The organism is Mucilaginibacter sp. FW306-07-L (assembly GCF_058782065.1).
This window is the reverse complement of the sequence record NZ_JBYSXI010000002.1, coordinates 796,382-819,143: the sequence shown is the minus strand read 5'-3', so window position 1 is coordinate 819,143 and position 22,762 is coordinate 796,382. Positions and strand designations below refer to the sequence as shown.

At 44.2% G+C, this 22,762-nt stretch carries 23 protein-coding genes; 14 read left to right on the top strand and 9 right to left on the bottom strand.

Going from position 1 to position 22,762, the window contains the following annotated elements:
- Positions 1-376: 376 nt before the first annotated feature.
- Positions 377-1,351, bottom strand: coding sequence for a 2-hydroxyacid dehydrogenase (locus AC3WJC_RS13810; RefSeq protein WP_492399696.1), 975 nt, complete (start codon positions 1,349-1,351; stop codon positions 377-379).
- Positions 1,352-1,938: 587 nt separating this feature from the next.
- Between AC3WJC_RS13810 and gmd the strand changes: the two genes are divergently transcribed.
- The 3 genes from gmd (at position 1,939) to AC3WJC_RS13795 (ending at position 4,418) form a co-directional block, all read left to right on the top strand.
- Positions 1,939-3,054 carry a GDP-mannose 4,6-dehydratase gene (gene gmd / locus AC3WJC_RS13805; protein ID WP_492399695.1) on the top strand — a complete coding sequence of 372 codons (1,116 nt, stop codon included), beginning with the start codon at positions 1,939-1,941 and terminating at the stop codon, positions 3,052-3,054.
- Between the two features lie 30 nt (positions 3,055-3,084).
- Positions 3,085-4,011 (top strand): GDP-L-fucose synthase, encoded by a 927-nt coding sequence (gene fcl, locus AC3WJC_RS13800; protein ID WP_492399694.1) that lies wholly within the window; start codon positions 3,085-3,087, stop codon positions 4,009-4,011.
- Positions 4,012-4,106: 95 nt separating this feature from the next.
- Positions 4,107-4,418: a DUF3467 domain-containing protein gene (locus AC3WJC_RS13795; RefSeq protein ID WP_492399920.1), complete on the top strand. Its 312-nt coding sequence runs from the start codon at positions 4,107-4,109 to the stop codon at positions 4,416-4,418.
- 138 nt (positions 4,419-4,556) lie between these two features.
- Here the strand turns inward: AC3WJC_RS13795 and AC3WJC_RS13790 are convergent, their stop codons facing one another.
- Positions 4,557-5,459, bottom strand: a complete 903-nt coding sequence (locus tag AC3WJC_RS13790; protein ID WP_492399693.1) for a nucleotidyltransferase family protein — start codon at positions 5,457-5,459, stop codon at positions 4,557-4,559.
- Between the two features lie 298 nt (positions 5,460-5,757).
- Between AC3WJC_RS13790 and AC3WJC_RS13785 the strand changes: the two genes are divergently transcribed.
- A complete protein-coding gene (locus AC3WJC_RS13785) occupies positions 5,758-7,599 on the top strand; it encodes a UbiD family decarboxylase (protein ID WP_492399692.1) in 1,842 nt (613 codons plus the stop codon).
- Positions 7,600-7,719: 120 nt separating this feature from the next.
- Here AC3WJC_RS13785 and AC3WJC_RS13780 read toward each other — a convergent pair whose 3' ends face one another.
- The 6 genes from AC3WJC_RS13780 to AC3WJC_RS13755 all read right to left on the bottom strand — a co-directional run bounded on the left by AC3WJC_RS13780 (position 7,720) and on the right by AC3WJC_RS13755 (position 12,229).
- Complete coding sequence (locus AC3WJC_RS13780) at positions 7,720-8,118, bottom strand: hypothetical protein (protein WP_492399691.1); 399 nt, start codon at positions 8,116-8,118, stop codon at positions 7,720-7,722.
- A 115-nt stretch (positions 8,119-8,233) separates the two neighbouring features.
- Complete coding sequence (locus tag AC3WJC_RS13775) at positions 8,234-9,280, bottom strand: hypothetical protein (RefSeq protein WP_492399690.1); 1,047 nt, start codon at positions 9,278-9,280, stop codon at positions 8,234-8,236.
- Between the two features lie 62 nt (positions 9,281-9,342).
- The gene (locus AC3WJC_RS13770) at positions 9,343-10,230 is read right to left on the bottom strand and encodes a class I SAM-dependent methyltransferase (RefSeq protein WP_492399689.1); all 888 of its coding nucleotides are present in this window, start codon (positions 10,228-10,230) and stop codon (positions 9,343-9,345) included.
- 140 nt (positions 10,231-10,370) lie between these two features.
- Positions 10,371-11,123: an ABC transporter ATP-binding protein gene (locus AC3WJC_RS13765; RefSeq protein WP_492399688.1), complete on the bottom strand. Its 753-nt coding sequence runs from the start codon at positions 11,121-11,123 to the stop codon at positions 10,371-10,373.
- Positions 11,120-11,851, bottom strand: a complete 732-nt coding sequence (locus tag AC3WJC_RS13760) for an MlaE family ABC transporter permease (protein ID WP_492399687.1) — start codon at positions 11,849-11,851, stop codon at positions 11,120-11,122. The genes AC3WJC_RS13765 and AC3WJC_RS13760 overlap by 4 nt, the downstream gene beginning before the upstream one ends.
- Positions 11,852-12,046: 195 nt before the next feature.
- Positions 12,047-12,229 (bottom strand): hypothetical protein, encoded by a 183-nt coding sequence (locus AC3WJC_RS13755; RefSeq protein ID WP_492399686.1) that lies wholly within the window; start codon positions 12,227-12,229, stop codon positions 12,047-12,049.
- 256 nt (positions 12,230-12,485) lie between these two features.
- On the opposite strand from AC3WJC_RS13755, the gene AC3WJC_RS13750 reads away from it, so the two are divergent.
- The gene (locus AC3WJC_RS13750) at positions 12,486-13,244 is read left to right on the top strand and encodes a universal stress protein (RefSeq protein ID WP_492399685.1); all 759 of its coding nucleotides are present in this window, start codon (positions 12,486-12,488) and stop codon (positions 13,242-13,244) included.
- 1 nt (position 13,245) lies between these two features.
- Here the strand turns inward: AC3WJC_RS13750 and AC3WJC_RS13745 are convergent, their stop codons facing one another.
- Positions 13,246-14,127 carry a PfkB family carbohydrate kinase gene (locus AC3WJC_RS13745; RefSeq protein WP_492399684.1) on the bottom strand — a complete coding sequence of 294 codons (882 nt, stop codon included), beginning with the start codon at positions 14,125-14,127 and terminating at the stop codon, positions 13,246-13,248.
- A gap of 91 nt (positions 14,128-14,218) precedes the next feature.
- Here AC3WJC_RS13745 and AC3WJC_RS13740 point away from each other — a divergent pair, with 91 nt between their 5' ends.
- From AC3WJC_RS13740 to AC3WJC_RS13700, 9 genes are all read left to right on the top strand, one after another.
- The gene (locus AC3WJC_RS13740) at positions 14,219-14,923 is read left to right on the top strand and encodes an SDR family oxidoreductase (RefSeq protein ID WP_492399683.1); all 705 of its coding nucleotides are present in this window, start codon (positions 14,219-14,221) and stop codon (positions 14,921-14,923) included.
- An 18-nt stretch (positions 14,924-14,941) separates the two neighbouring features.
- Positions 14,942-15,538, top strand: a complete 597-nt coding sequence (locus tag AC3WJC_RS13735) for a PspC domain-containing protein (RefSeq protein WP_492399682.1) — start codon at positions 14,942-14,944, stop codon at positions 15,536-15,538.
- Positions 15,539-15,541: 3 nt separating this feature from the next.
- Positions 15,542-16,543, top strand: a complete 1,002-nt coding sequence (locus tag AC3WJC_RS13730; RefSeq protein ID WP_492399681.1) for a toast rack family protein — start codon at positions 15,542-15,544, stop codon at positions 16,541-16,543.
- A 122-nt stretch (positions 16,544-16,665) separates the two neighbouring features.
- Positions 16,666-16,938, top strand: coding sequence for an acylphosphatase (locus tag AC3WJC_RS13725; RefSeq protein WP_492399680.1), 273 nt, complete (start codon positions 16,666-16,668; stop codon positions 16,936-16,938).
- Between the two features lie 36 nt (positions 16,939-16,974).
- Positions 16,975-18,456, top strand: coding sequence for a lipopolysaccharide biosynthesis protein (locus AC3WJC_RS13720; protein ID WP_492399679.1), 1,482 nt, complete (start codon positions 16,975-16,977; stop codon positions 18,454-18,456).
- Positions 18,453-18,887, top strand: coding sequence for a dUTP diphosphatase (gene dut / locus AC3WJC_RS13715; protein WP_492399678.1), 435 nt, complete (start codon positions 18,453-18,455; stop codon positions 18,885-18,887). Before AC3WJC_RS13720 ends, dut begins: the two co-directional genes overlap by 4 nt.
- A gap of 9 nt (positions 18,888-18,896) precedes the next feature.
- Complete coding sequence (locus AC3WJC_RS13710; protein ID WP_492399677.1) at positions 18,897-20,627, top strand: tetratricopeptide repeat protein; 1,731 nt, start codon at positions 18,897-18,899, stop codon at positions 20,625-20,627.
- Positions 20,605-21,402 carry a lipoprotein insertase outer membrane protein LolB1 gene (lolB1, locus tag AC3WJC_RS13705; protein WP_492399676.1) on the top strand — a complete coding sequence of 266 codons (798 nt, stop codon included), beginning with the start codon at positions 20,605-20,607 and terminating at the stop codon, positions 21,400-21,402. Before AC3WJC_RS13710 ends, lolB1 begins: the two co-directional genes overlap by 23 nt.
- A 17-nt stretch (positions 21,403-21,419) precedes the next feature.
- Positions 21,420-22,727, top strand: a complete 1,308-nt coding sequence (locus AC3WJC_RS13700) for a murein hydrolase activator EnvC family protein (RefSeq protein ID WP_492399675.1) — start codon at positions 21,420-21,422, stop codon at positions 22,725-22,727.
- The last annotated feature ends 35 nt before the right edge of the window (positions 22,728-22,762 follow it).

Below are 22,762 nucleotides of genomic sequence, written 5' to 3'. Positions count from 1 at the left end.
TGCATCGCGCAGCTAATTTATCGTGATGCTGTAAAAACCACAAATTAAAGGAAAACGAACTTGTGGATTTGACCACGTAATTTCTCGTGGTCAAATTCATCGTTGATCAATCAATTATTATGAAATGATTTTGCCGAGTCATTATACTACGCAGAGTCGTACCTTGCTCTGGGCTTCATTTTCAGTCAGTTCGGAATGGGAGAATAGTTTATTGGTTAAGATTGTCAGGTATATATGAACTCCTTAAATTTAGAATATACTATGACAGAATACTTTATACAGCCTCACAATACATTCATAATACTAATGAGCTTGGCAAATCATAGTTGAATATGGAGTTGTTACTCGTGCCTTCAGACGCTCGTCGGGTAACAGGTTATTTATAAACTTCTTTGTTTAATATTTGAGGCATTTGTCGCTGGGAGAGTGCTGCGATAATATTGTTTGCAGCTAATATCGACATACGCGTCCTTGCTTCTACAGTTGCGGAACCGATATGTGGTAAAATGCAGACATTGTTCATATGAAGAAGCGGATTGTCAGGAGACATAGGCTCAGGGTTGGTAACATCTAGGCCGGCTCCCCAGATCATTTGCTGTTGCAAGGCGGTAATCAGAGCTCCTTCTTGATGAATGGCGCCTCTGGATGTATTGATAAAGATTGCGTTTCGTTTCATGCTGCGAAAGGCGTTTAAATCAAAGATTTCTCTAGTGTCTTGTGTCAGTGCGCTATGAACACTCAGAACATCACTATTGCCTAATAATTGACGAAATGGCACGAATTCAGCACCAGTTTCCTGTTCCAATGCCTCGTTTCTTGACCTATTATGATAAATCAAATTCATTTGGAAATAAGCTTTACATTTCATAGCCAAGTTACTGCCAATTCTGCCAAGTCCAAATACACCAAGAGTTTTGCCATATAGCTCTTGGCCAAGATTAGCCATTGGCTGGTAAAAGTCCCAACGGCCGTCCTTGATACGCTGATTCATGCAATGTGCGTTTCTGGAGACGGAAAGCAGCAGGAGGAACGCTGTATCGGCAGTAGCATTGGTGAGCACATCTGGAGTGTTACTGACAGGAATACCATACTGTGTTGCCGCATTTAAATCAACCCGGTCATAGCCCGCACTCAAAAGCGCAATTCCTTTTAAGTGCCGGCTTTCATTCAAAAATGTTTCATCAATAACATTCGGACCCGCACTGATTAAACCTTCGCAAGAACGGCAATAATCGACAAGTTCTTTTGCAGTAAGGTTGCGATGATCTGAATGCACGATTGTTTCTATACTTGCTGCGGCAAGCGCACGCATTGCTTCTTCAGCTATGGGTCTAGTTATTAGTATTTTCATATTATTACTTGCTGTATACGCTTTTTACAACGCTAATCGCTAACATAATTTTCTACGGCATCAGTCTTACGCAAACATTATTGTTTTGATTGCCGTTTGCTTAATTTAAATTGATTTTACGATAAGTCCTGTTCATCTTGTTACATAGAATTTAGAGAGCAACATATAAACTATACTTCATCTCAGACTTTCAAAATTACATTTTAGGCGGTGCTTTTCGTTTATCAACGTTCCATAATAATGTGAGAATTTGATTTTTTGCGTGGCAAAAGGGCTAAATTTATTATCGATTCAAACGAGCAATAAGCATTTTTGGGACAAGATATGCTTTAACAGATATTTAAAATATGTTGACCATTAAACTTGCCAAATGTATCAGCGATCTTGTAGTCGGTTAATTACATAACAGCTATTCTGGGCATAGATCAATCAATTCAGCACATTGCATGATTTGAGCATAGCTCATAATTTAAGCATCAGCAACTAGACTTTGCAATTTTACCCTATTTGACGTTCGTTCATTTTTATTATCTTAGCAAACTTTCGAAGCTCAATGAGCTGTTTTATCACAATGGGATTTGAATTGTATGGGCAAAAAAGCATTAATTACAGGTATAACAGGGCAGGACGGTGCTTACTTAACCGAACTGTTACTGAGTAAAGGTTACGAGGTTCACGGTATTAAACGCCGCAGTTCATTATTTAACACTGACAGGATCGATCATCTTTACCAGGATCCGCACGAACTTAACCCTAAAATGGTTTTGCATTACGGCGACCTGAGCGACTCAACCAACTTGATACGCATTGTACAGGATGTGCAGCCTGACGAAATTTATAACCTGGGTGCTATGAGCCATGTTAAGGTTAGTTTTGATACTCCTGAGTATACCGCTAATGCCGATGGTATCGGTACACTGCGTATACTGGAAGCGGTACGTATTTTAGGTTTAACTGAAAAAACCAAGATCTACCAGGCATCAACTTCTGAGCTTTATGGCTTGGTGCAGGCAGTGCCGCAATCAGAAACTACCCCTTTCTACCCACGTTCACCTTACGCTGTAGCTAAATTATACGGTTACTGGATTACGGTTAACTATCGCGAAGCTTATGGTATGTATGCCTGCAACGGCATCCTGTTTAACCATGAAAGCCCGCTGCGTGGCGAAACATTTGTAACGCGTAAAATTACACGCGGTACCGCTAAAATCGCGATGGGTTTACAGGATAAACTTTACCTGGGTAACCTTGACGCGCAACGCGACTGGGGCCACGCTAAAGATTATGTTGAAGCCATGTACCTGATATTACAGCAGGAAACTCCGGAAGATTACGTTATCGCCACTGGTGTAACTACCCGTGTACGTGAATTCGTCCGCATGTCATTCGCTGAAACAGGCATCGAAATTGAATTTAAAGGTGAAGGCGCAGAAGAAAAAGCTTTTGTAGTAAACTGCACTAATCCGCTGTACCAGCTACCTGTTGGTAAAGAGGTTGTAGCGGTTGATCCTAAATATTTCAGGCCTACCGAGGTTGAGCTTTTGATAGGTGATCCTACCAAATCAAACCAGAAATTAGGCTGGAAACCTAAGTATGACCTGCAAGGCCTTGTTAAGGAAATGATGGCTGCCGACGTTGAGTTTTTTGAGCGCGAAAAGCTGCTTAAAGACTCAGGCTACGCTATTAAAAACCAATACGAATAAGCAATCGTATCAACATCTGTATAATTTTAAATGGATAAGAATTCCAAGATCTATATAGCAGGTCACCGCGGCATGGTTGGTTCAGCCATTTACCGTAAACTGCAAAAAGAGGGCTATACCAACATTATAACCCGTACATCAGCCGAGCTTGACCTGCGCGATCAGAAACAGGTAACTGATTTCTTCGCTGCCGAAAAGCCCGACTATGTGTTTTTAGCCGCGGCAAAAGTGGGCGGTATTATTGCCAACAATACCTACCGTGCCGAATTTTTGTATGATAACCTGCAGATACAAAATAACATCATCCATAACGCTCATTTAAATGGTGTTACCAAGCTGATGTTCTTAGGTTCAAGCTGTATCTACCCTAAAATGGCCCCGCAGCCGTTAGAGGAAGATTCCCTGCTTACCGGTCCGCTGGAGCCTACAAACGAGCCTTATGCCATTGCCAAGATAGCGGGTATCAAAATGTGCGATGCCTACCGCGATCAGTATGGTTGTAACTATATATCGGTTATGCCTACCAATTTGTATGGTTATAATGATAATTATCACCCGCAAAATTCGCACGTACTACCGGCATTGATCCGCCGCTTTCATGAGGCAAAGGAGTCTGGTGCGCAAACGGTTACCATCTGGGGTACAGGTTCACCTAAACGTGAGTTCTTGTTTGCTGATGATCTGGCCGAAGCTTGCTATTACCTGATGGAGCATTATAACGAGGCGGGCTTGGTTAACGTAGGTACAGGCGAAGATATTTCTATAAAAGACCTGGCTTACCTGGTAAAGGATATTGTAGGTTTTGAAGGCGAGATCGACTTTGATACCACCAAGCCCGACGGTACACCGCGCAAGCTGATGGATGTTGGCAAATTGCACGGCTATGGGTGGAAACATACCATTGAACTATCCGAAGGCATTAAACTCGCTTACGAGGACTTTAAGAGCAAATTATGATTATTTATAATGATATGAATAGCCTTGCCTGTATACAGGCAAGGCTATTTTGTTTAATACTTGCCGGTATTGAACCGGCTTATTACTTTAGTATTATGGAAGAACAAAACGAAAATCAACTCAATATAGAGCTATCTGAAGAGATAGCAGAGGGTATCTATTCAAACCTGGCTGTTATAACGCATTCAACCTCAGAGTTTGTGTTAGATTTTATACGTGTTATGCCCGGCATACCCAAGGCCAAGGTAAAATCGCGCATCATATTAACTCCCGAACATGCCAAGCGCCTGTTAACCGCTATTGAAGAGAATGTATCTAAGTTTGAAGCCGCCAATGGCCGCATCCGTATCGACGATGATAATGCCGGCTTCCCGCTGAACTTTGGCGGGCCGGTGGGGCAGGCTTAAAGCCAGTGGTCATTGGTCAGTGGTGAATAGTCATTAGGGATACTGGCTTATTATAGACAATAATCACCGTCAGATTTAAAAATAAAAAGGCTCGCTACAATTTGTAGCGAGCCTTTTCTGTATCTGTTTGCCGGATTTTTATTCCCAAAGGTTGGCGGGGTAAGTGCCATTCTCAACCAGTTCAGAAATGCTTTTCTGTACGATAGGCTTGTCCTCTTTGTAAGTAACGCCAAACCATTTGTTGGCTGTAGGGATCACTTTAAATGATGCCGTGCCTGTTTTGATCAGTTCGTCAGCCACCAGCGGAATAAAGAATTCAGCCTTCGGGTTGTTTTCATTTTTATGGGCAAACTCCACGAACATAGGCTCGCTTTGCTTAAATACAGCAGGTGTAAAGCCCCAGAAGTTCATGGATACGCGGGTATCATTTGATAACGGATATTCGCCGCCGCCATCCTCGTAAACCACGCTGCCGTCTTCTTTAAAATATACCTGGGTACGCTCATTGATCTCAACCATGTTGCCATTATCATCAACCTTACACACACCGCGCGATACCGAGCCGTGCTCTGATAGGGTTCTGTCAATCTGGTAACCTACCAGCGAGTAAGTATCATCGCTAACCTCGGTGGTTAAAAATTTCGCCATTTTTTCAAAGGCATCATAACCATAAAAATCATCAGCGTTAATTACGCAAAAAGGCTCGTTAACCTGGTTGCGGGCAGCCAATACCGCGTGGGCGGTACCCCATGGTTTAGCACGCTCAATATCTTTATCAATACCGTATTGTTTAAGGTCGAAATTCTGGAAAACGTAGTCAGTTTCAACACGGCCGTTTAGTTTAGGTTCATATATGGCTTTAAAAGGCTCGGCAAATTCTTCACGTATAATGAAGCTTATTTTACCGAAACCGGCTTTGATGGCATCATATATAGAGTAATCAATAATAGTTTCGCCATTGGGGCCAAAGCCGTCAATTTGCTTCATGCTGCCATAGCGGCTGGCCATGCCTGCTGCAAGTATCAGTAAAGTTGGTTTCATTTTGTTTTATGTTATTGGAATATGTTAATTATTGATGAATGTGATTTTGAGCGTTTGGTTTTAAAAAATTACAGATGTAGTTATTTTACTGTGATATGTTTAACAATTATAGCCACTAATATCCGGAATTATAGGGGATAGCCGGTTTTATTAAAAATTTAATACACTTGGCGCAATAATAAAAAGTATTTAATAATAATCTCATCATTATTTCAAAAAACTGTGCAGCTTAATGGTTTTTATCGCCTTTAGCTATAAGGTTATCCCTTAATGCTATTTTGTACGTAATTTAGCCGCAATGGGTTATTCAAGTTTACAAGCCTGCGTTGCCGACCTTGAGCGCGATGGCCACCTGATACGTATTAAGGAGGAGGTTGATCCGTACTTGCAAATGGCAGCTATACACCTGCGTGTTTTTGAACACGGCGGGCCTGCCATATTGTTTGAGAATGTTAAGGGCAGCAAATTCCCGGCGGTATCAAACCTGTTTGGTACGCTGAACAGGTCAAAGTTTATCTTCAGGGATACCTTAGAAAAGGTTAAAACTTTGGTTGATATCAAGAACGATCCCATCAGGGCTATTAAAAATCCGTTTAAATATGCTAACGTGGGTTTAACCGCGCTATCTGCATTGCCCATGAAGGTTGGCAGGCGCTCGGCCCCAATCAGTTTTGGGCGTACGCAGATCAGCGAAATTCCGCAGGTAGTGAATTGGCCAAAGGATGGCGGGCCCTTTGTAACCATGCCCCAGGTATATACTGAGGATATGGACAAGCCCGGCATTATGAATGCCAACCTGGGCATGTACCGCATACAACTTGCCGGTAACGATTATGTGTTGAACAGCGAGATAGGTTTACACTACCAGTTACACCGTGGCATAGGCGTGCATCAAACCAAGGCTAACGCCAAAGGCCAGCCGCTTAAGGTAAGTATATTTGTAGGTGGACCGCCATCGCACCCGGTAGCGGCGGTGATGCCCTTGCCCGAGGGCTTGTCAGAAATGACGTTTGGGGGCGCGCTGGGTAACCGCCGGTTCCGGTACTTTTATGACAGCGAAGGTTTTTGCATTTCGGCCGAAGCGGATTTTGTAATAACGGGTACTGTGATGCCGCATGATAATAAACCCGAGGGCCCTTTTGGCGATCACCTGGGATATTACAGCTTAACGCATCCATTCCCGCTGATGAAGGTGCATAACGTTTATCATCGGAAGGATGCGATATGGTCGTTTACGGTAGTAGGCCGCCCGCCGCAGGAAGATACCAGCTTTGGCGCTTTGATCCATGAAATAGCAGGATCTGCCTTGCCTAAGGAAATTCCGGGCCTTGTAGCTGTTAACGCTGTTGATGCGGCAGGTGTGCATCCTTTGCTGTTCGCTATCGGCAGCGAGCGTTATACGCCTTACCTGAACGAACGCCATCCGCAGGAAATATTGACCATAGCTAATCATATTTTAGGGAAGAACCAGCTAAGCTTGGCCAAGTATCTGTTCATTGCCGCTAAGGAGGATGACCCGAAATTGGATATACATGATATAGGCGGTTTTCTGAAACATATACTACAGCGTGTCGATCTTACCCGCGACCTGCACTTCTACACCAAAACCACCATTGATACGCTTGATTACAGCGGCAGCGGATTAAACAGCGGCAGTAAAGTAGCCATTACGGTAGCCGGTAACATTAAACGTGAACTTTGGAATGAACTGCCGGCATGGTTTAGTGTGCCCAGGCCTTTTACCGGCTTTAAAATGGCTATGCCGGGTGTGCTGGCTATTGAGGTGCCAAGAAACATTACCACCAGCGATATGCCCCTGATGCTGGAAATACTGGAAGAGGAGTTGGGTGATAAAGAACTTAGCGGCCTGCCGTTAATTATATTATGTGATGATGCAGGCTTTACTGCTGAAAGCATCAACAACCTGGTATGGGTAACCTTTACCCGCAGCAACCCATCGCACGATATTTATGGCATAGGTAGCTTTACCGAGCACAAGCACTGGGGCTGTACCGGTCCGCTGATTATTGATGCACGTATCAAACCCCATCACGCCCCGGTGCTGGAAAAAGATCCGGCTACGGAAAAGCTGGTTGATAAAATGGGTGAAAAGGGTGGAGCTTTATATGGGATAATATAGTTATACTATAAGTTCCTTTTTCATTTCGAACGAGGTACGAGGAGAGATATGTCGCTTAACTATGAAGACAGACGGATTTCTCGCTAACGCTTCGAAATGACATCATAATAAAGAGTAAACTTACCGCTGTACAAAATTGGCCAGCTCGACAGAGGTTTCGTAGCTGGCGTTTTTGTAACGTGTAATTTTTTGGTCGAGGCAAACGGTATCTACGGTGCCATCGGTATTGGTAAGCAATAACTTTACGCGTACATCCGGCTCGTAAGCATTATCTGTTTTGTTCAGGCCTTCAAGCAGGTTTTTTAGTTGAGCAAGCGAATCCTGATTAGTAAGCACCTTGCTGCGCCATTTATCAGCATAATAGGTATCAAACTTTTCGCAGCTTATTTTAAACATGGTTTCTGTTTGAAAAGAGATGGCCTCGATAGTAGCCGATTTTACGTTGATCTCCGGCTTTTTATTTTGACATGCCGCAAATAATATCACAAAACAAATCAGGGTTATAAATACTCTCATCATAGCTGATATTGGTTATCAAAAATAAGCTTTTTGTATTAAGTAAGTATACTTGCGTTACACAGCGTGGCTTAATTAAACAAGAACGCCGCCCTTAATAAGGCGGCGTTCTTGTTTATTATTGATATTGAATATAAACCGGTATCGGTTTGTACTTCATCAGTTCGGCGGGGGTAAGCATGCGCTTAGGCTCCTTTTTAATGTCGTTTTTGTAGAACAGCTTAAAGCCGGTAAACTGCACCGGTTCCGGGTAGATCCAGTGGCGGTAAGTGCCCAGTTTTAATGAAGGCTCGCCCCAGCCATCCATGTCCATTACCACCTGTACCTCGGGGCGGGTTTTAATATCTTTAGTGTTGGTAACCATTTTACGGGTAAAGCGGTGTACAACCAATATTTTAGGCGGCAGGTTATTCTTTTTAACCAGATCAGCCAGGTAGTTGCTTACATAGTTAATATCCGCGGCATCGTAAGTACCAATACGTTTGCCCGGCTTGCTGCCATCTTTCATAGAAAATTCAGGGTCCATGCCAAAATGTACGTTAGGCATGGCCAGGTATTTCTCTAACAGTGGTAGCTCCGTTTTAATATCGCTTAGTGCAACCTGCACATCTAAAAATACCAACGCATCAATTTTTTTAGCCAGATACAACACCGTATCAATTTGCTTGAACGGCATGCGGTAGCGGTATTTGCCATCCTTGCCGCCATCACCCTGTGCTACTACAGCTATGTAGTGCAAGGCGGGTACAACCGGTGTTTTAGGGTCGGCTTTTTCCCAGTTTTTAACCTCGGTTTTTAGCTTGGCCAACATCTGGTCGGCAGGCAATTCACCTAAAATCCCCATCTTTTTAGAGAACAGGTTGCCATAAAAAGCCACTACACGTTTAAACGGCAATACAGCGCCCGGCAAAGGGTAAGCCGCTTTTTTTACCGGCCAGTAACCATTGGTATCGCCATTGGCCAGTTTACGGTTTAATGAATCGTACAATGCGGTGTCAAGTGGCGGGTAGGTTGATTTTTTAGTGGTGTCGCCGCTTTCTTCGCCATCTTTAGCAGCGGTTGTACTGCCTTTTGCAGCCGACTTGCTGTTGCCTGTACAGTTTGAAAAAAGGGTTAATGTTGATAAACTCAGGAATAATAGTAAAAAAAGATGCTTTGCTCTCATGGCAGATATAGGCAGTGTTAATAGTTAGTAATTGGTGTAAATATAGCGGAATGGTTAACTGGTTAAGCTTTTATTTTGCAAAACTTGCCAAACACGCCGAGTGGCAGTTTTGGCCCGGCAGTGGCTTGTAAGTATAGCTCGCCGGTTTCAAAGTTTTGTACCTGCGGATAGGCACTTTTTACCAGGTTTTCAATAATTACCGATGAAAAACCCAGGGAGTACGTGTTCAGTATCAGGAAGTGCTCTTCCGGATCGAGCAGTTGTACTACGTCGCGCATCATCTCTTTAATATGGTCTTCCAGCTTCCATTTTTCGCCGTTGGGGCCATGGCCGTAAGCCGGCGGATCAAGTATAATACCGTTGTATTTTTTACCGCGTTTAAGTTCACGCTTTACAAATTTCAACGCATCCTCAACTACCCAGCGAATATCATTGAGGTTTGATAATTCCTGATTTTCGTTAGCCCAGCTTACCACTTGTTTAATGGAGTCCACGTGTGTGGTTTCCGCACCGGCGGCATTAGCAATTAGCGACGCGCCGCCTGTGTAGGCGAATAAGTTAAGTACTTTGGGGGTAGGTGTTTTAAATTTTTTGATGTTGCTGCTGATGTAATCCCAGTTTACGGCTTGCTCGGGGAAGATACCTACGTGCTTAAATGACGTTAAACCTAAGCGGAATTTAATAGCCGCGTCGGGATTTTTATATTCAATATGCCAGCGATCCGGCGTTTTAGGATTTTTTTTAACCCACTCGCCGGTAGTTGCCGAGCGGCCTTTGAATTTAATGTGGTGCCGCTTTTGCCATTCGCTTTCAGGCAACGCTTTATCCCACACGGCCTGCGGCTCGGGGCGAATAAGTATGGTATCGCCAAAACGCTCCAGCTTTTCAAAGTCGCCGCAATCAATCAGTTCATAATCTTTCCAGTTCGTGGGCGTAAGTAGTTGGATCATTATCAGTGATTAGAAATTTGTGATCAGAGATCAGTATTAACTTTAGCCCGCAAAGGTAATGAATAGTTGAGGGATTAAATACTGTAAGTGTTTCGCTAACGAAAAAACCAATCACTACTCACCAATCACCACTCACTAAACTAAAGCTTCTCTTTAGCCGCTTCCATAAATTTGCTTGCGAACACAAAATCGTTAAGCTCCTGGTTGTCGGTATGGGCAATTTCTTTATTTGAGCCTTCCCACCATTTTTGGCCCTGGTGTAAAAATATGATATGGTCGCCAATACCCATTACGGAGTTCATATCGTGCGTTACAATAACGGTTGTTATTTCATACTCCAGGGTAAGCTCGGCTATCAGCTCATCAATCAGGATGGATGTTTTAGGGTCGAGGCCGGAATTTGGCTCATCCACAAATAAATATTTGGGCTGCATGGATATGGCACGGGCAATGCCCACACGCTTTTTCATACCGCCCGAAAGCTCGGCCGGGAATAGTTTATTTTTATCTTTCAGGTTAACCCGCTCCAAACAAAAGTTGGCACGATCCAACTTTTCGCTTTTTGATTGATTGGTAAACAGGTTAAGCGGGAACATGATGTTCTCTTCAACCGTCATGCTATCAAACAAAGCCGAATTCTGGAAAAGCATACCTATTTCGGTACGGATAGGCACACGCTCCTCAAAACTTAGTTCGGTAAAATTCTGGTCGTTAAAAAATACCTGGCCTTTGGTTGGCTCGTGCAAACCAACAATGCATTTAAGCAGGGTGGTTTTACCGGAGCCTGAACCACCTATGATCAGGTTATTTTTGCCGGGTAAAAATTTAGCGCTTATGCCTTTAAGTACTTCGTTGTCGCCGAATGTTTTATAAATGTCTTTAATCTCGATCATAACATTACGCGGGAAATAATTAAATCAGCAAAAAGGATCATGATACAGCTCCAAACTACGCCCTGGGTAGCCGATTGGCCTACCTCTAAAGCCCCACCCGAAGTATAAAAGCCTTGGTAAGCGCAAACTGAAGTAATAATGAAACCGAAGGTGAATGCCTTTACCAGCGATGCCTGCAAGGTAATGGGCAAAAACCCGTCACGCAGGCCGAGGATGTAATCGGCAGTTGAAATATCGCCGGAAGCGGCGCAGGCTATGTAGCCGCCCGCTAAACCCAGGCATATCGATAGTATATTGAGCATGGGTACCATAGTGATACCCGCCAGTATTTTTGGTGATATAAGATAACCAGGGGCGTTAACACCCATGATCTCGAGCGCGTCGATCTGCTCGGTTACGCGCATGGTACCTATTTGCGAGGCGATGCTTGACCCTACACGACCAGCAAGCACAAGCGCGGATATGGTAGGGCTGAACTCCAGGATGGTTGAATCGCGTGAGATACTGCCTGCTATGGTTGCCGGCACCAGCGGACTGGTAAGCTGAAAAGCTACCTGTATAACCGCTACCGCGCCAATAAACAGTGAAATAATGCTGATGATACCCAGCGAGCCAATGCCGATGGAAACCATTTCACGCATGATCTCGGCCCAGTAAACACTGAATTTCTCGGGCTTTTTAAAACTTAATCGTAGTAAAAGTATATATCTGCCTAAACTGGTAAACATTTGTTACTATTATAAATAGGGTTAAAAGTACATTTTTAATATCAAACTGTTTTGATAACCCATTTTGAGGCGGAGGGATTTATGCAGTTGTACTAAAATTATGTATTAAAGATAAAGAAAGGAAAAATTGTTTGGTAAGGTGCAGAAATTAAATAAAACACTTTTACCTGTAACGAATACAGAGGTAAACAAAACCTATTCCATCCTTTTGATGATCGCATTGTCGCCTTCTTCGGGCACTTCACCGTTTTGGCTGTCGTCTGCGGATTGCCTGGCGGTCATCAACTGGTTCTTGATCATTTCAAGTTCAGTATCGCCTTCAACCAAACCAATCAGGGTGTTAAGCTGCTTCCAGCTTGCTTCTATTTCTACTTTCATGTAATTGTTGTAGCAAAGTGCACGCCAGTTTAATTGTCAAATAGATAGTTAATAAACGTTATAGTTTAATTTTTAGTTACTTTTTTAATTCTTATTAAAACCATTTAATAAGGCGTTTGTTATATTTATAGTATAGCGAAACCACCACGCGCTTATTACTCTGATAACCAAATTTTTAGCTGTTCCCGTTTATAGACTTTGCTGATACGCAATATTGAGCGTGTGATGCTTGCTTGCATTTATAAATCTACCGTATATGAAAGAATTATTGTTATTAAGCGATGGCTCGATCCACAGTGACCGCGCCTTGCGTATGGCCGCCGAAATTTCACGGCTTGCCGGAGTGCCTTTAGTGGTGGCCAACGTGGCCGATGTAAAGGCGGGGGTTAAGGTATTGGTGTCGGGCAAGTTTGAAGAGGCGGGGCTGCAGGAGCCCGAAATAAACTTATACGGCGAAGAAATTGAGGCGAACGGTTTAACCGAAACAGAGCTTGCTCAATTGGTAAACACCCGTGGCGCCTCATTGCTTATCAGCGGGTTGAGTGATAATACCAGCCTGAATTTGCATAAGATACTCGGCCGGGTTAACTGCCCCATGCTGGTATTGCCCGAATATTATACGTTTAAAGGCTTTAAACGCATAGCCTACATGGCCGATTTGCGTTACTGCCAGTTGCCTATTGTAAGATACCTGGCCAACATGGGCAAAGGCAGCAATGCCAGTGTACACATAGCCCATTTACCGGCAAGCGGTTTACCGCGTATGGATGAAAGTTATGCCCTCAATGTATTTAACGAGGGGATATGCCGTTACGTTGATTATGATAACCTGAAATTTAGCAACACAACCGAGCGTGATGTGCACAAGGCTACGGATGTAATTATTAATACCATGAAAACCGACCTGCTGGCCCTGGCCAACCACCAGTATCATTTCAGGGAGGTGCTGCAAGGCCAGCTTAGCCCGAATGCATTGAACGCGCTGCATGTGCCGGTGCTGGTTTTTCCGGGGTAGATTATCGGCTCATAAAGGCAAGTATATCCGCCTCATTCCCCATAAACGCGCCGGATATACCTGCCTTTAAACCAGCCATTGCCGAAGCGAAATGCCCGGCTTGTTCAACTGTAAACCCTTTAGCACGCTTGTAGAGGTAACCTGCCATGTAGGTATCGCCGCAACCGGTAGCATCTTTAAACTCCCGTGGTTTGTAAACCGGGATGTTATAAAATTCGCCATCAGCATAAATTACTGAGCCCTGTGTGCCCAGGGTGATCACCACCTCTTTAACGCCCATATCGCCTAACAGCTTCGCGCCTTCGTGTATATCATCAGTGCCTGAGAGTACGGCCACTTCGTGCTCATTAACTTTCAGGATATCTACATAAGGCAGCAGTGTCATTTTATCTGTCCAATCGGTGGCTACAACATCGGTACCCACTACTTTGCGTAACAAACCCTGAGCATCTAACGAGAGGCTACCTTTTGCTGATAGCGCCTTGAAAATATCCCCGTCTATATCATCAGCCAGCAAGGGGCCTAAATGATAAAAGCGGGCGTTTGTATCGGCAACATCAGCAACGGTAAACGCATCGGCCTTTTGTAATACGCGCTGGGTACGGTGGTCGGAGTTTTCGGCATAGCTGTTTTCAAAGTAAACGGTATGCCGGCTGGGCAACGTGGTAAGGTTAATGCCTGCCTGCTGCAAGCCATCGGCATAAGCCATCTGCTCCTGCGCCAGCGCGGTGATCAGTTTATAACTAACCGGCATTTGCCTGATGGCGTGCGAAAAATAAAAGGCCGTGCCGCCAGGCATGTAAACTTCGTGCTGCGGGTTAACCACCTTATCGTGTGTTATATGGCCAATACAGCATATATCGTAAACAGAAGTTGTGCTCATCAAAATACAGGTGAAAGGGTAAAGGTAAAATTTGTATTAAATTTAAGCTATATCTTAGCCAAACTATTCAACCGAAAACATAAAATAAGTCATGAAAAACGCCATCATTACCGGCGGCACCAAGGGTATGGGCCGCGCCATCACTATAGCACTGGTTAAACAAAACATCAATGTATCCATCTGCTCGCGTAATGCCGCCGAACTGGATGCTTTTAAGGCCGAATTGCTTGCCATCAACGCCCAGATAAAGGTGTTTACCACCGTTGCCGATTGCAGCATCCTCGCTGAACTGAAAAATTTTGCCGTATTCACCGAGAAAAACATGGGCTTCGTCGATATTTTGGTGAATAATGTGGGTATGTTCAAGCCTGCCGCTATACTTAGTGATGATGATGAATCGTACCAAAAACAGATGGATACCAACCTGCGCCCGGCCTATGAATTGTACCGTTTCTTCGGTAAAAGCATGGTTTCTGTCGGTAAAGGCCACATCTTCAATATATGCTCTGTAGCAGGGCTGCACCCTATACCTGAGGCAGGGGTGTACAGCGTAACAAAGTATGCTTTGGTAGGTCTTAATAAGGTAATGAAGCTCGAAATGCAGCCACACGGTGTAAAGGTCACCGCGATAATTCCGGGGTCAACGTATACCGACTCATGGAAAGGCGCACAGGTTGATACCAACCGGATGGTTTTACCCGAAGACGTTGCATCGGCCATTACAAACATATTAAACATGAGTAATGGCGCGAACGTTGACGAGATCATCATCAAACCAACCTTCGGCCAGATTTAGAAACAAACTGACAAAGCAATGGAAAAGAAACTTTATCGCGATGAGCTCCGCAAAAAGGTAGGCGGTGTTTGCGCTGGCTTAGCCGACTACTTCGGCGTTGATGTATCAATCATCAGGGTTATATTTTTGGTAACATTTATTGTAAAAGGCTTTGGCGGCCTCATTTATGTTATCCTGTGGATAGTATTACCAAAACGTAACGTATATTTTGACCCTACAGTTGGCTATACTGTGCCACCGCAGGATCCCTATAACCCTTTTAAAACCGCCCCCGAGCCAAACTTCACCATGCCCAATTTTGAGGCGGGCAAGCCTTTTGGCGCAGTGCCACCGGTAAAGAAAACCTCAAGTGTAGGTATAATAACCGGCGCTATACTTATTATTATAGGCGGTGCCTTTTTGCTGGATGAGTTCAACCTGATACCTGATGTTGATTTTGATGTACTTTGGCCATTACTTTTAGTAGGCGCGGGTATCGCCTTTATACTATCGGGCGCTAAATCACAACCATGGGAGCGTAAAGATTGGAACCAGCATGCCCCTGAACAGCCTGCCGCGACTGAGCCGGAGAAAAAAGAAGAGCAAACTTTTAACGATAACCCTCCAACCGTATAAGCCATGAGAAACGATAAACTAATGACAGGCTTAGTGCTTGTTTTAATAGGGGTAGCGTACTTACTATCGCACTTTGGTTATGTAGATATACATTGGATGAACTTTTGGCGCCTGTGGCCTATATTCCTGGTAATTGCCGGTGTTAACCTGATATTCGCCAACAATAAATCGGGCACGGCAACAGCTATAAAAGCCTTTGTTTTAATAGGCGGCTTGGCAGTAATACTGTTTGCCGATACCAGCGGCCGTAATTTTTGGAACCCACGTAACTTTCGCTACCATTTAGATGATGAAGGCTGGCACCGTAATAACAATGACAACGATAATGATGACGACGACGATAACGATCGTGATATTGTTAAGGTTGAAGGAAACAGCAATTTTAATTATGCCTACTCGCCTGATATTAAATTTGCCGAATTGAATATAAGCGGTGGCGGTGCAACTTATAAGTTGAGTGATACTACTTCATCACATTTATTCAGTGCTTCAACCAAGGAGTTTTTAAACCGTTATGAATTCACTAACAGTAAAAATGACTCGCTGGCTGTATTGAATTTTAAGATGCGCGACAATGGCAAGAATCAAAATTTTAAATGGGACAGCGATCATGCCAACCAGGCGGATTTAAAGTTGAATACACTACCGGTTTGGGATATCAATATAAAAACAGGCGCTGCCGAGATAGATTTTGACTTGTCGAAATTCAAGGTACGTAAACTGAACATCAGCGGTGGCGCGGCATCATTTGATGTTAAACTGGGCCAGCCGCTGGCTACTACCATGGTTGAGGTATCAACCGGTGTATCCGAGATCAAATTGCAGGTACCTGAAGGTGCCGCCTGCAGCATCACTACCGATTCGGGCCTGTCATCAACCAACATCAACGGCTTTACCAAGGTAGATGATAACCGTTATGAAACTCCTGGTTTTGCATCAGCCAAAAACAAAATGTACATTAAAATGAAGGGCGGCATATCCGACTTTAACGTAAGCAAATATTAATTCCTTTTCACAATTGCTCTATAACAATCAAAAGCCGGCCGTAACAGGTCGGCTTTTTTTGTGGGGCAACCGCTGTGTTTAGTTGCAGATAAACTATTTTTGCCGGGTAATTTATCTTGTAAATGAAAACACACCTCGATATAACTGTCACCGGCAAAGTGCAGCATGTTTTTTATCGCGCGTCAACCAAGGCCGTGGCCGATCAGTTGGGCGTAAAGGGCTCGGTACGTAACCAGCCTGATGGTACCGTGTTTATTGAGGCCGAAGGCGAGCAACTGATGCTGGAGATGTTTTTGGATTGGTGCCGCGAAGGCCCCGAGGATGCCGAAGTTGCCGCTGTTGAAACCCATGAGGGCGAATTGAAAAACTATCGTAATTTTGAGGTTGTAAAATAAGCCGGTGCTCAGGCGCGAGGTTAAACACTATAGTCATTGTCAACTGCTAAAAAATTTGCCGGGCAAACCGCTGTTTATGGTTTAAGTACCATCGTATCAAGGTTACTCAATTTTATACTTACGCCTATTTATACGGGTGTTTTTGCTACCAATGTTTATGGTGTATTTACCACCATGTTCAGTTGGGCGGCCATACTAAACCCCTTTTTGGCCTTTGGTATGGAAACCACCTTTTTTCGTTACCTCAATAAGCGTAAGGATGATAAGGAAACGGTTTATAATAACGCGTTCGGCACCATAATCACGTTTTGTTTATTATTCGCGCTAATAGCCATTCCGCTTACTGACCAGATAGCCGAAACCGTGAGCATCGGTAACAAAACCTGGCATGCCGACTATATACTCTACGTAAAATACTTTATCGCCATTGTTATAATTGATGCTATTTGTGTTGTGCCGTTCGCCCGTATCAGGGGTGAGGGCAGGCCGGGCAGGTACGGACTCATCAAGTTACTTAATGTGGCTGCATTTTTAGGGCTCAACCTTATTTTTATTTACCTGATACCTTTTATCCTTAAAAATAAGTTGCCCGGTTGGGAGTGGATAGCCACCTGGTACAAGCCTACTTGGCTGGGTTACGTTTTCCTGTCAAACCTGCTGGCAAGCGCGGTAACTTTATTGATGCTGCTGCCGCAGTTCCTGCTGCTACGGTTCAGGTTTAACTGGCCGCTGTTAAAGGAAATGCTGCTGTACAGTTGGCCGGTAGTTATTGCAAACTTTTCATTCATTATTAATGAGCATTTAGATAAGCTGATGCTGGGTAAGCTGTTGCCTGCCGAAGTAAGCAGCACGGCTGTTGGTATTTATTCGGGCTGTGCCAAAATAGCGGTGTTCCTGAACATTTTTATCCAGGCTTTCAGGCTGGGTGCCGAGCCGTTCTTTTTTAACCATGCGGATAACAAAAATTCGGGGCAAACCTATGCCAAGATCATGAATTATTTTGTGATTGCCATGTGTGTGATATTTATCGGGCTGGTAGCCAATATCCAGCTACTAAAATACTTTATTAACGAACGCTACTGGGCAGGTTTACCGGTGGTGCCGCTGCTGTTGTTTGGATATCTCAATTTAGGCATTTACATGAATTTGTCTGTTTGGTATAAACTTTCTGATCAAACCAAGTATGGCCTGTATATTTCGGGTTTTGGCGCATTGTTCACCATTGCTTTTAATTGGTTTTTCATTCCGTTATATGGTTATATGGCATCTGCCTGGGTATCATTAGGGGCTTACACATTGATGTCGGTACTATCCTACGTTTGGGGGCAGCGCAACTACCCAATCCCTTACAACCTGAAAAAAAATCTGGCTTATATACTAAGTTCGGCGGTTATAGTTTACCTGTCGTTTGTGGTATTTAGCCGTAACATTTTTGTGGGCAATGCCCTTTTGGTTGCTTATAGCGCAACTGCCTTTTATTTTGAACGTAAACAATTATTGAGCATATTTAAGAGATGATCGTAAAAGTGATAAACAAGTCGGCCAACGCGTTGCCGGCTTACGAAACTTTGCATGCTGCCGGTATGGACCTCCGTGCCGATGTGGAAGCACCCGTAACCCTGAAACCACTGGAGCGCCAGTTGATACCAACCGGCCTGCATATTGAACTGCCCGAAGGTTTTGAGGCGCAGATACGCCCGCGCAGCGGCCTGGCCTATAAACATGGCATCGGCATAGTAAACTCGCCGGGTACGGTTGATGCCGATTACCGCGGCGAGATCAAAGTGCTGCTGGTTAACCTCTCTAACCAGGATTTTGTGGTGAATGCCGGTGAGCGCATAGCGCAAATGGTTGTTGCCCGTCATGAAAAGGTAGAATGGCAGCAAGCCGAACTGCTTAATGAAACAAGCCGTGGTGAAGGCGGTTATGGTCATACCGGTAACGGTTAATCCGTTTTAATGAAGAAGCTGTTTATTATTATACTATTGTTGCCCGTAGCGGCCATTGCCCAAAATAAAAAAGGGGCCAAGGGTAACGGCGTGGTAATGGTTGTGGGTAAACCCATGACCTCGTTAGACAGTATAATGGTGAAGCAGCTTTTCTTTTCGGCCATCCGCGAAAAAACTATTGAGAACTTTACCCTGGCGGCAGAACTGTTTAACCGATGTTTACAGATAGACCCGGCGAATGACGCCGCGATGTACGAGCTTGCGGCGCTGCGTAAAGCCCAGAACCGTGAGGCTGATGCGCAGTTTTTGCTGGAACGCGCTGTTACCGTTAACCGCGATAACGAGTGGTATTGGGTAGCCCTGGCCGATAGCTATCAAAAAACCAACGACCTGGATAAGCTGGAAAACGTGTATAATGAACTGACACGCATTAACCAAAAGCCCGATTATTATTTTGATAAGGCCAATGCCTACTTTTTATTGAAAAGATACGATGATGCCCTGGCGGTTTACACCAAACTGGAAGGCATCACCGGGTTAACAGATGATCTGCTGATCAACCGGCAAAAAGTTTATCTCAAGCAAAATAAGCTGGACAAGGCCACAGCCGAACTGGATACCATGATAGCGGCTAACCCGAACGAGTTAAGGTACTACCTGCTTCAATCGGAATTGTATAATTCAAACGGATTTAGCGATAAGGCGTTGAAGGTACTTGAGCAGGCAGCCAAACTTAACCCTGATAACGGCATGCTGCACCTGGCGCTGGCCGAAATTTACCGGGATAAAAAGGATATTGAAGGCAGTTTTAAGCAATTATCCGTAGCGTTTGCCAGTGCCGATGTTGATGTTAACCAAAAGATCAAGATCATTTTAAGTTACCTGCCCAAACTGCAGGACCCCGCCGCACGTGCCAGCGCCCTTGAATTAAGCCGGATACTGGCCACCGCTCACCCCGGCGATGCCAAGGCACAGGCGCTGTATGCCGATATGCTGGTACAGAATGAAAAATATGCCGATGCCAAGCCGCTGTTTAAAAAGGCTATCGGGTTAAGCAAGGATAATTACGCCGCCTTTGAGCAATTGGTACGCATCGAACTATCAGAAAATAAGGTAGATGATGCCATAAGGGATGGCGAAGAGGCCATGACCTACTTCCCTAACCAGGCCTGGATGCATTACTTGCTAGGTACGGCCTACTATCAAAAAAGGAATTACGCCAAAGCGCTGAGTTATCTTAAAAACGCCGCCGCGCTAAATGCGGATGATAATAACCTGGGGGGCTATATTTATTCTGTTTTGGGCGATTGCTTTCACGAATTGAAGAATGATAAGGCATCAGACGATGCTTATACCAAATCACTCACCTATAATCCGGATAATGCCTACACACTAAACAATTATGCGTACTATTTATCGTTAAGAGGAGAGTTGCTTGATAAGGCCGCGCAAATGGCTAAGCGTGCCAATGAGCTTCAGCCCAACACCGCCTCGTTTGAAGATACTTACGCCTGGATACTGTTTAAACAAAAAAAGTATGCCGAGGCCAAAGTGTGGATAGAGAAGGCCCTGGTGCACGATAAAAATAATAGTGCGGTACAAACAGAACATTATGGCGATATAATGTTTTATTTAGGCGATACCGAAGCTGCTGTGCAAAACTGGAAAAAAGCGAAACAAAACGGCAGCAAATCGGCAGTGTTAGAGAGAAAGATCAATGAAAAAAAATACGTGGAATAAGGGGTTGATAATATGCTTCGCCCTGCTTGCCTTTGCAAGTTGTAAATCAAAAAAGCAGGTAGTGGTAAACCGCAATGCCACACCGGCTGTGAAACCGGCAAGCGATGTGGAAACACGTTTAGCCGCAATCCGGGCGAAACAGCTAACCTTCAATACCTTTTCGGCTAAGGCCAAAACACAGCTTAATATTAACGGGAACGATCAGGATGTAACGCTGAATATCCGCATTAACCGTGATAAAAAGATATGGGTATCCATAACCGCCATTTTAGGTGTAGAGGTTGCCCGGGCGTTAATAACGCCTGATAGCATACAAGTGATCAATAAGTTTCAGGGCGTGTACCTGAAAAAGCCATTTAGCTACATCCATAAATTTGCCAGTAAGCAAATAGATTATACCACCCTGCAATCCTTACTGGTAGGTAACGCTATCCCCAAGCTACTTAATGAGGATATCACCTTTGTGCCATCGGCAACCAGCATAACCGGTTCGGGCAAGCTGGATGAATTGGTGTATAAGCTTGTTTTAGGGGCTGATATGCGGGTAACGCAAACCAGTTTGGCTAATGAGCAATTACAGCAATCCTTACAGGTAACTAATAACGTATTTATACAAACGGCAAATAATAAAGTGGTGCCATCGCAAATAGATATTGCTTCTGTTGTGAAAAAACAAAAAATACAAGTTAATTTGCGTTATAATAAAGTTGAGTTTGATCAGCAGCTCGATTACCCGTTCAGTATTCCTGACAAGTATTCGCCCGCGGCCGATTGATCCTTTAAATAAGCTTAATGAAATTTTTTAGACTGATACTGATCTTTATTTGCACCTGCATGGCCGTAAATTCGTTTGCGCAAAGCAGTGCCGAATTAAAGCGCCGCCGCGAAAAGCTTAACGATGAACTTGCCGAGCTTAACCGCGAATATGATAAAGTGAGAAAGGATAAAAGCGTTTCATTAAAGCAACTCAACATCCTGAAAGCGCAAATTAACCTGCGCGAAGATAAAATTACCACCATTAACAGCGAGGTGCGTAACCTGGATAACCAGATTTCAGAAAATACCAACACTGTACATACCCTGCAGGGCCAGCTCGATCAGTTAAAAAAGGATTATGCCGGGATGGTGCTGTTTGCCTACCATAATAAAAGCGCGTATAACAAGCTGATGTTCGTTTTTGCCGCTAACGATTTTAACCAGGCTTACAAAAGGTTAAAATATTTGCAGCAGTTTGGCAACTACCGCCAGCGACAGGCCGAATCGATACAAGGCACACAAAAGGATCTGGGTATCAAGATCAATGTGCTCGATCGTACTAAAAAAGAAAAGCGTACGCTGTTAGAGGATCAGGAGAAGGAAAAAAGAAATTTGGACAAACAACGGTCAGACCAGGTAGTGGTAGTAAGCAAACTATCCAAACAGCAGGGCTACCTTAAGCAGCAGCAGCGTACCAAATCCAAGCAGATCAGCGCTATCAACAGGCAGATATCATCGGCCATCCGTAAGGAAATTGCCGAGGCAAGGCGTAAGGCTGAAGCCGAAGCTCGTGAACGTGCGGCGGCTGAACGTGCAAGGATAGCGGCAGCCGAAAGGGATAACAAACCGGCACCGGTTGCGGCCAATAAACCAAAAGAGATCACCAAAAGCTCAAGCAATAGCGATGTGTTGAATGCAACTCCCGAAGCCGCCCGTTTATCCAATGACTTTTTAGGTAATCGTGGTAGTTTGCCTTGGCCCGTAGCCAGCGGCACAATAACTCAGGGCTTTGGTACGTATTATATAGAAGGCATCAAAACCGAGAATACCGGGGTTGATATACGTACAGGCAGCGGCGCTACTGTACGTGCGGTGTTTAATGGCGAGGTAAGTAACGTAGTTAACGTAAGCGGTACCTACCTGGTAGTTATAAGGCACGGTGAGTATTTTACGGCTTACTCAAACCTGCGCTCGGCAAGTGTATCACGCGGGCAAAAGGTTAGTACCAAGCAAGCTGTAGGTGTTGTAGCTACTGATGGGGCCACCGGCGAAACCGAGGTGCACTTTGATTTGTACAAAGGCCAAACACCGGTTAATCCTAAAATATGGCTCGCGCCTGATTAAATAGGAAACTATATAAGATAGTAATTGTATATATT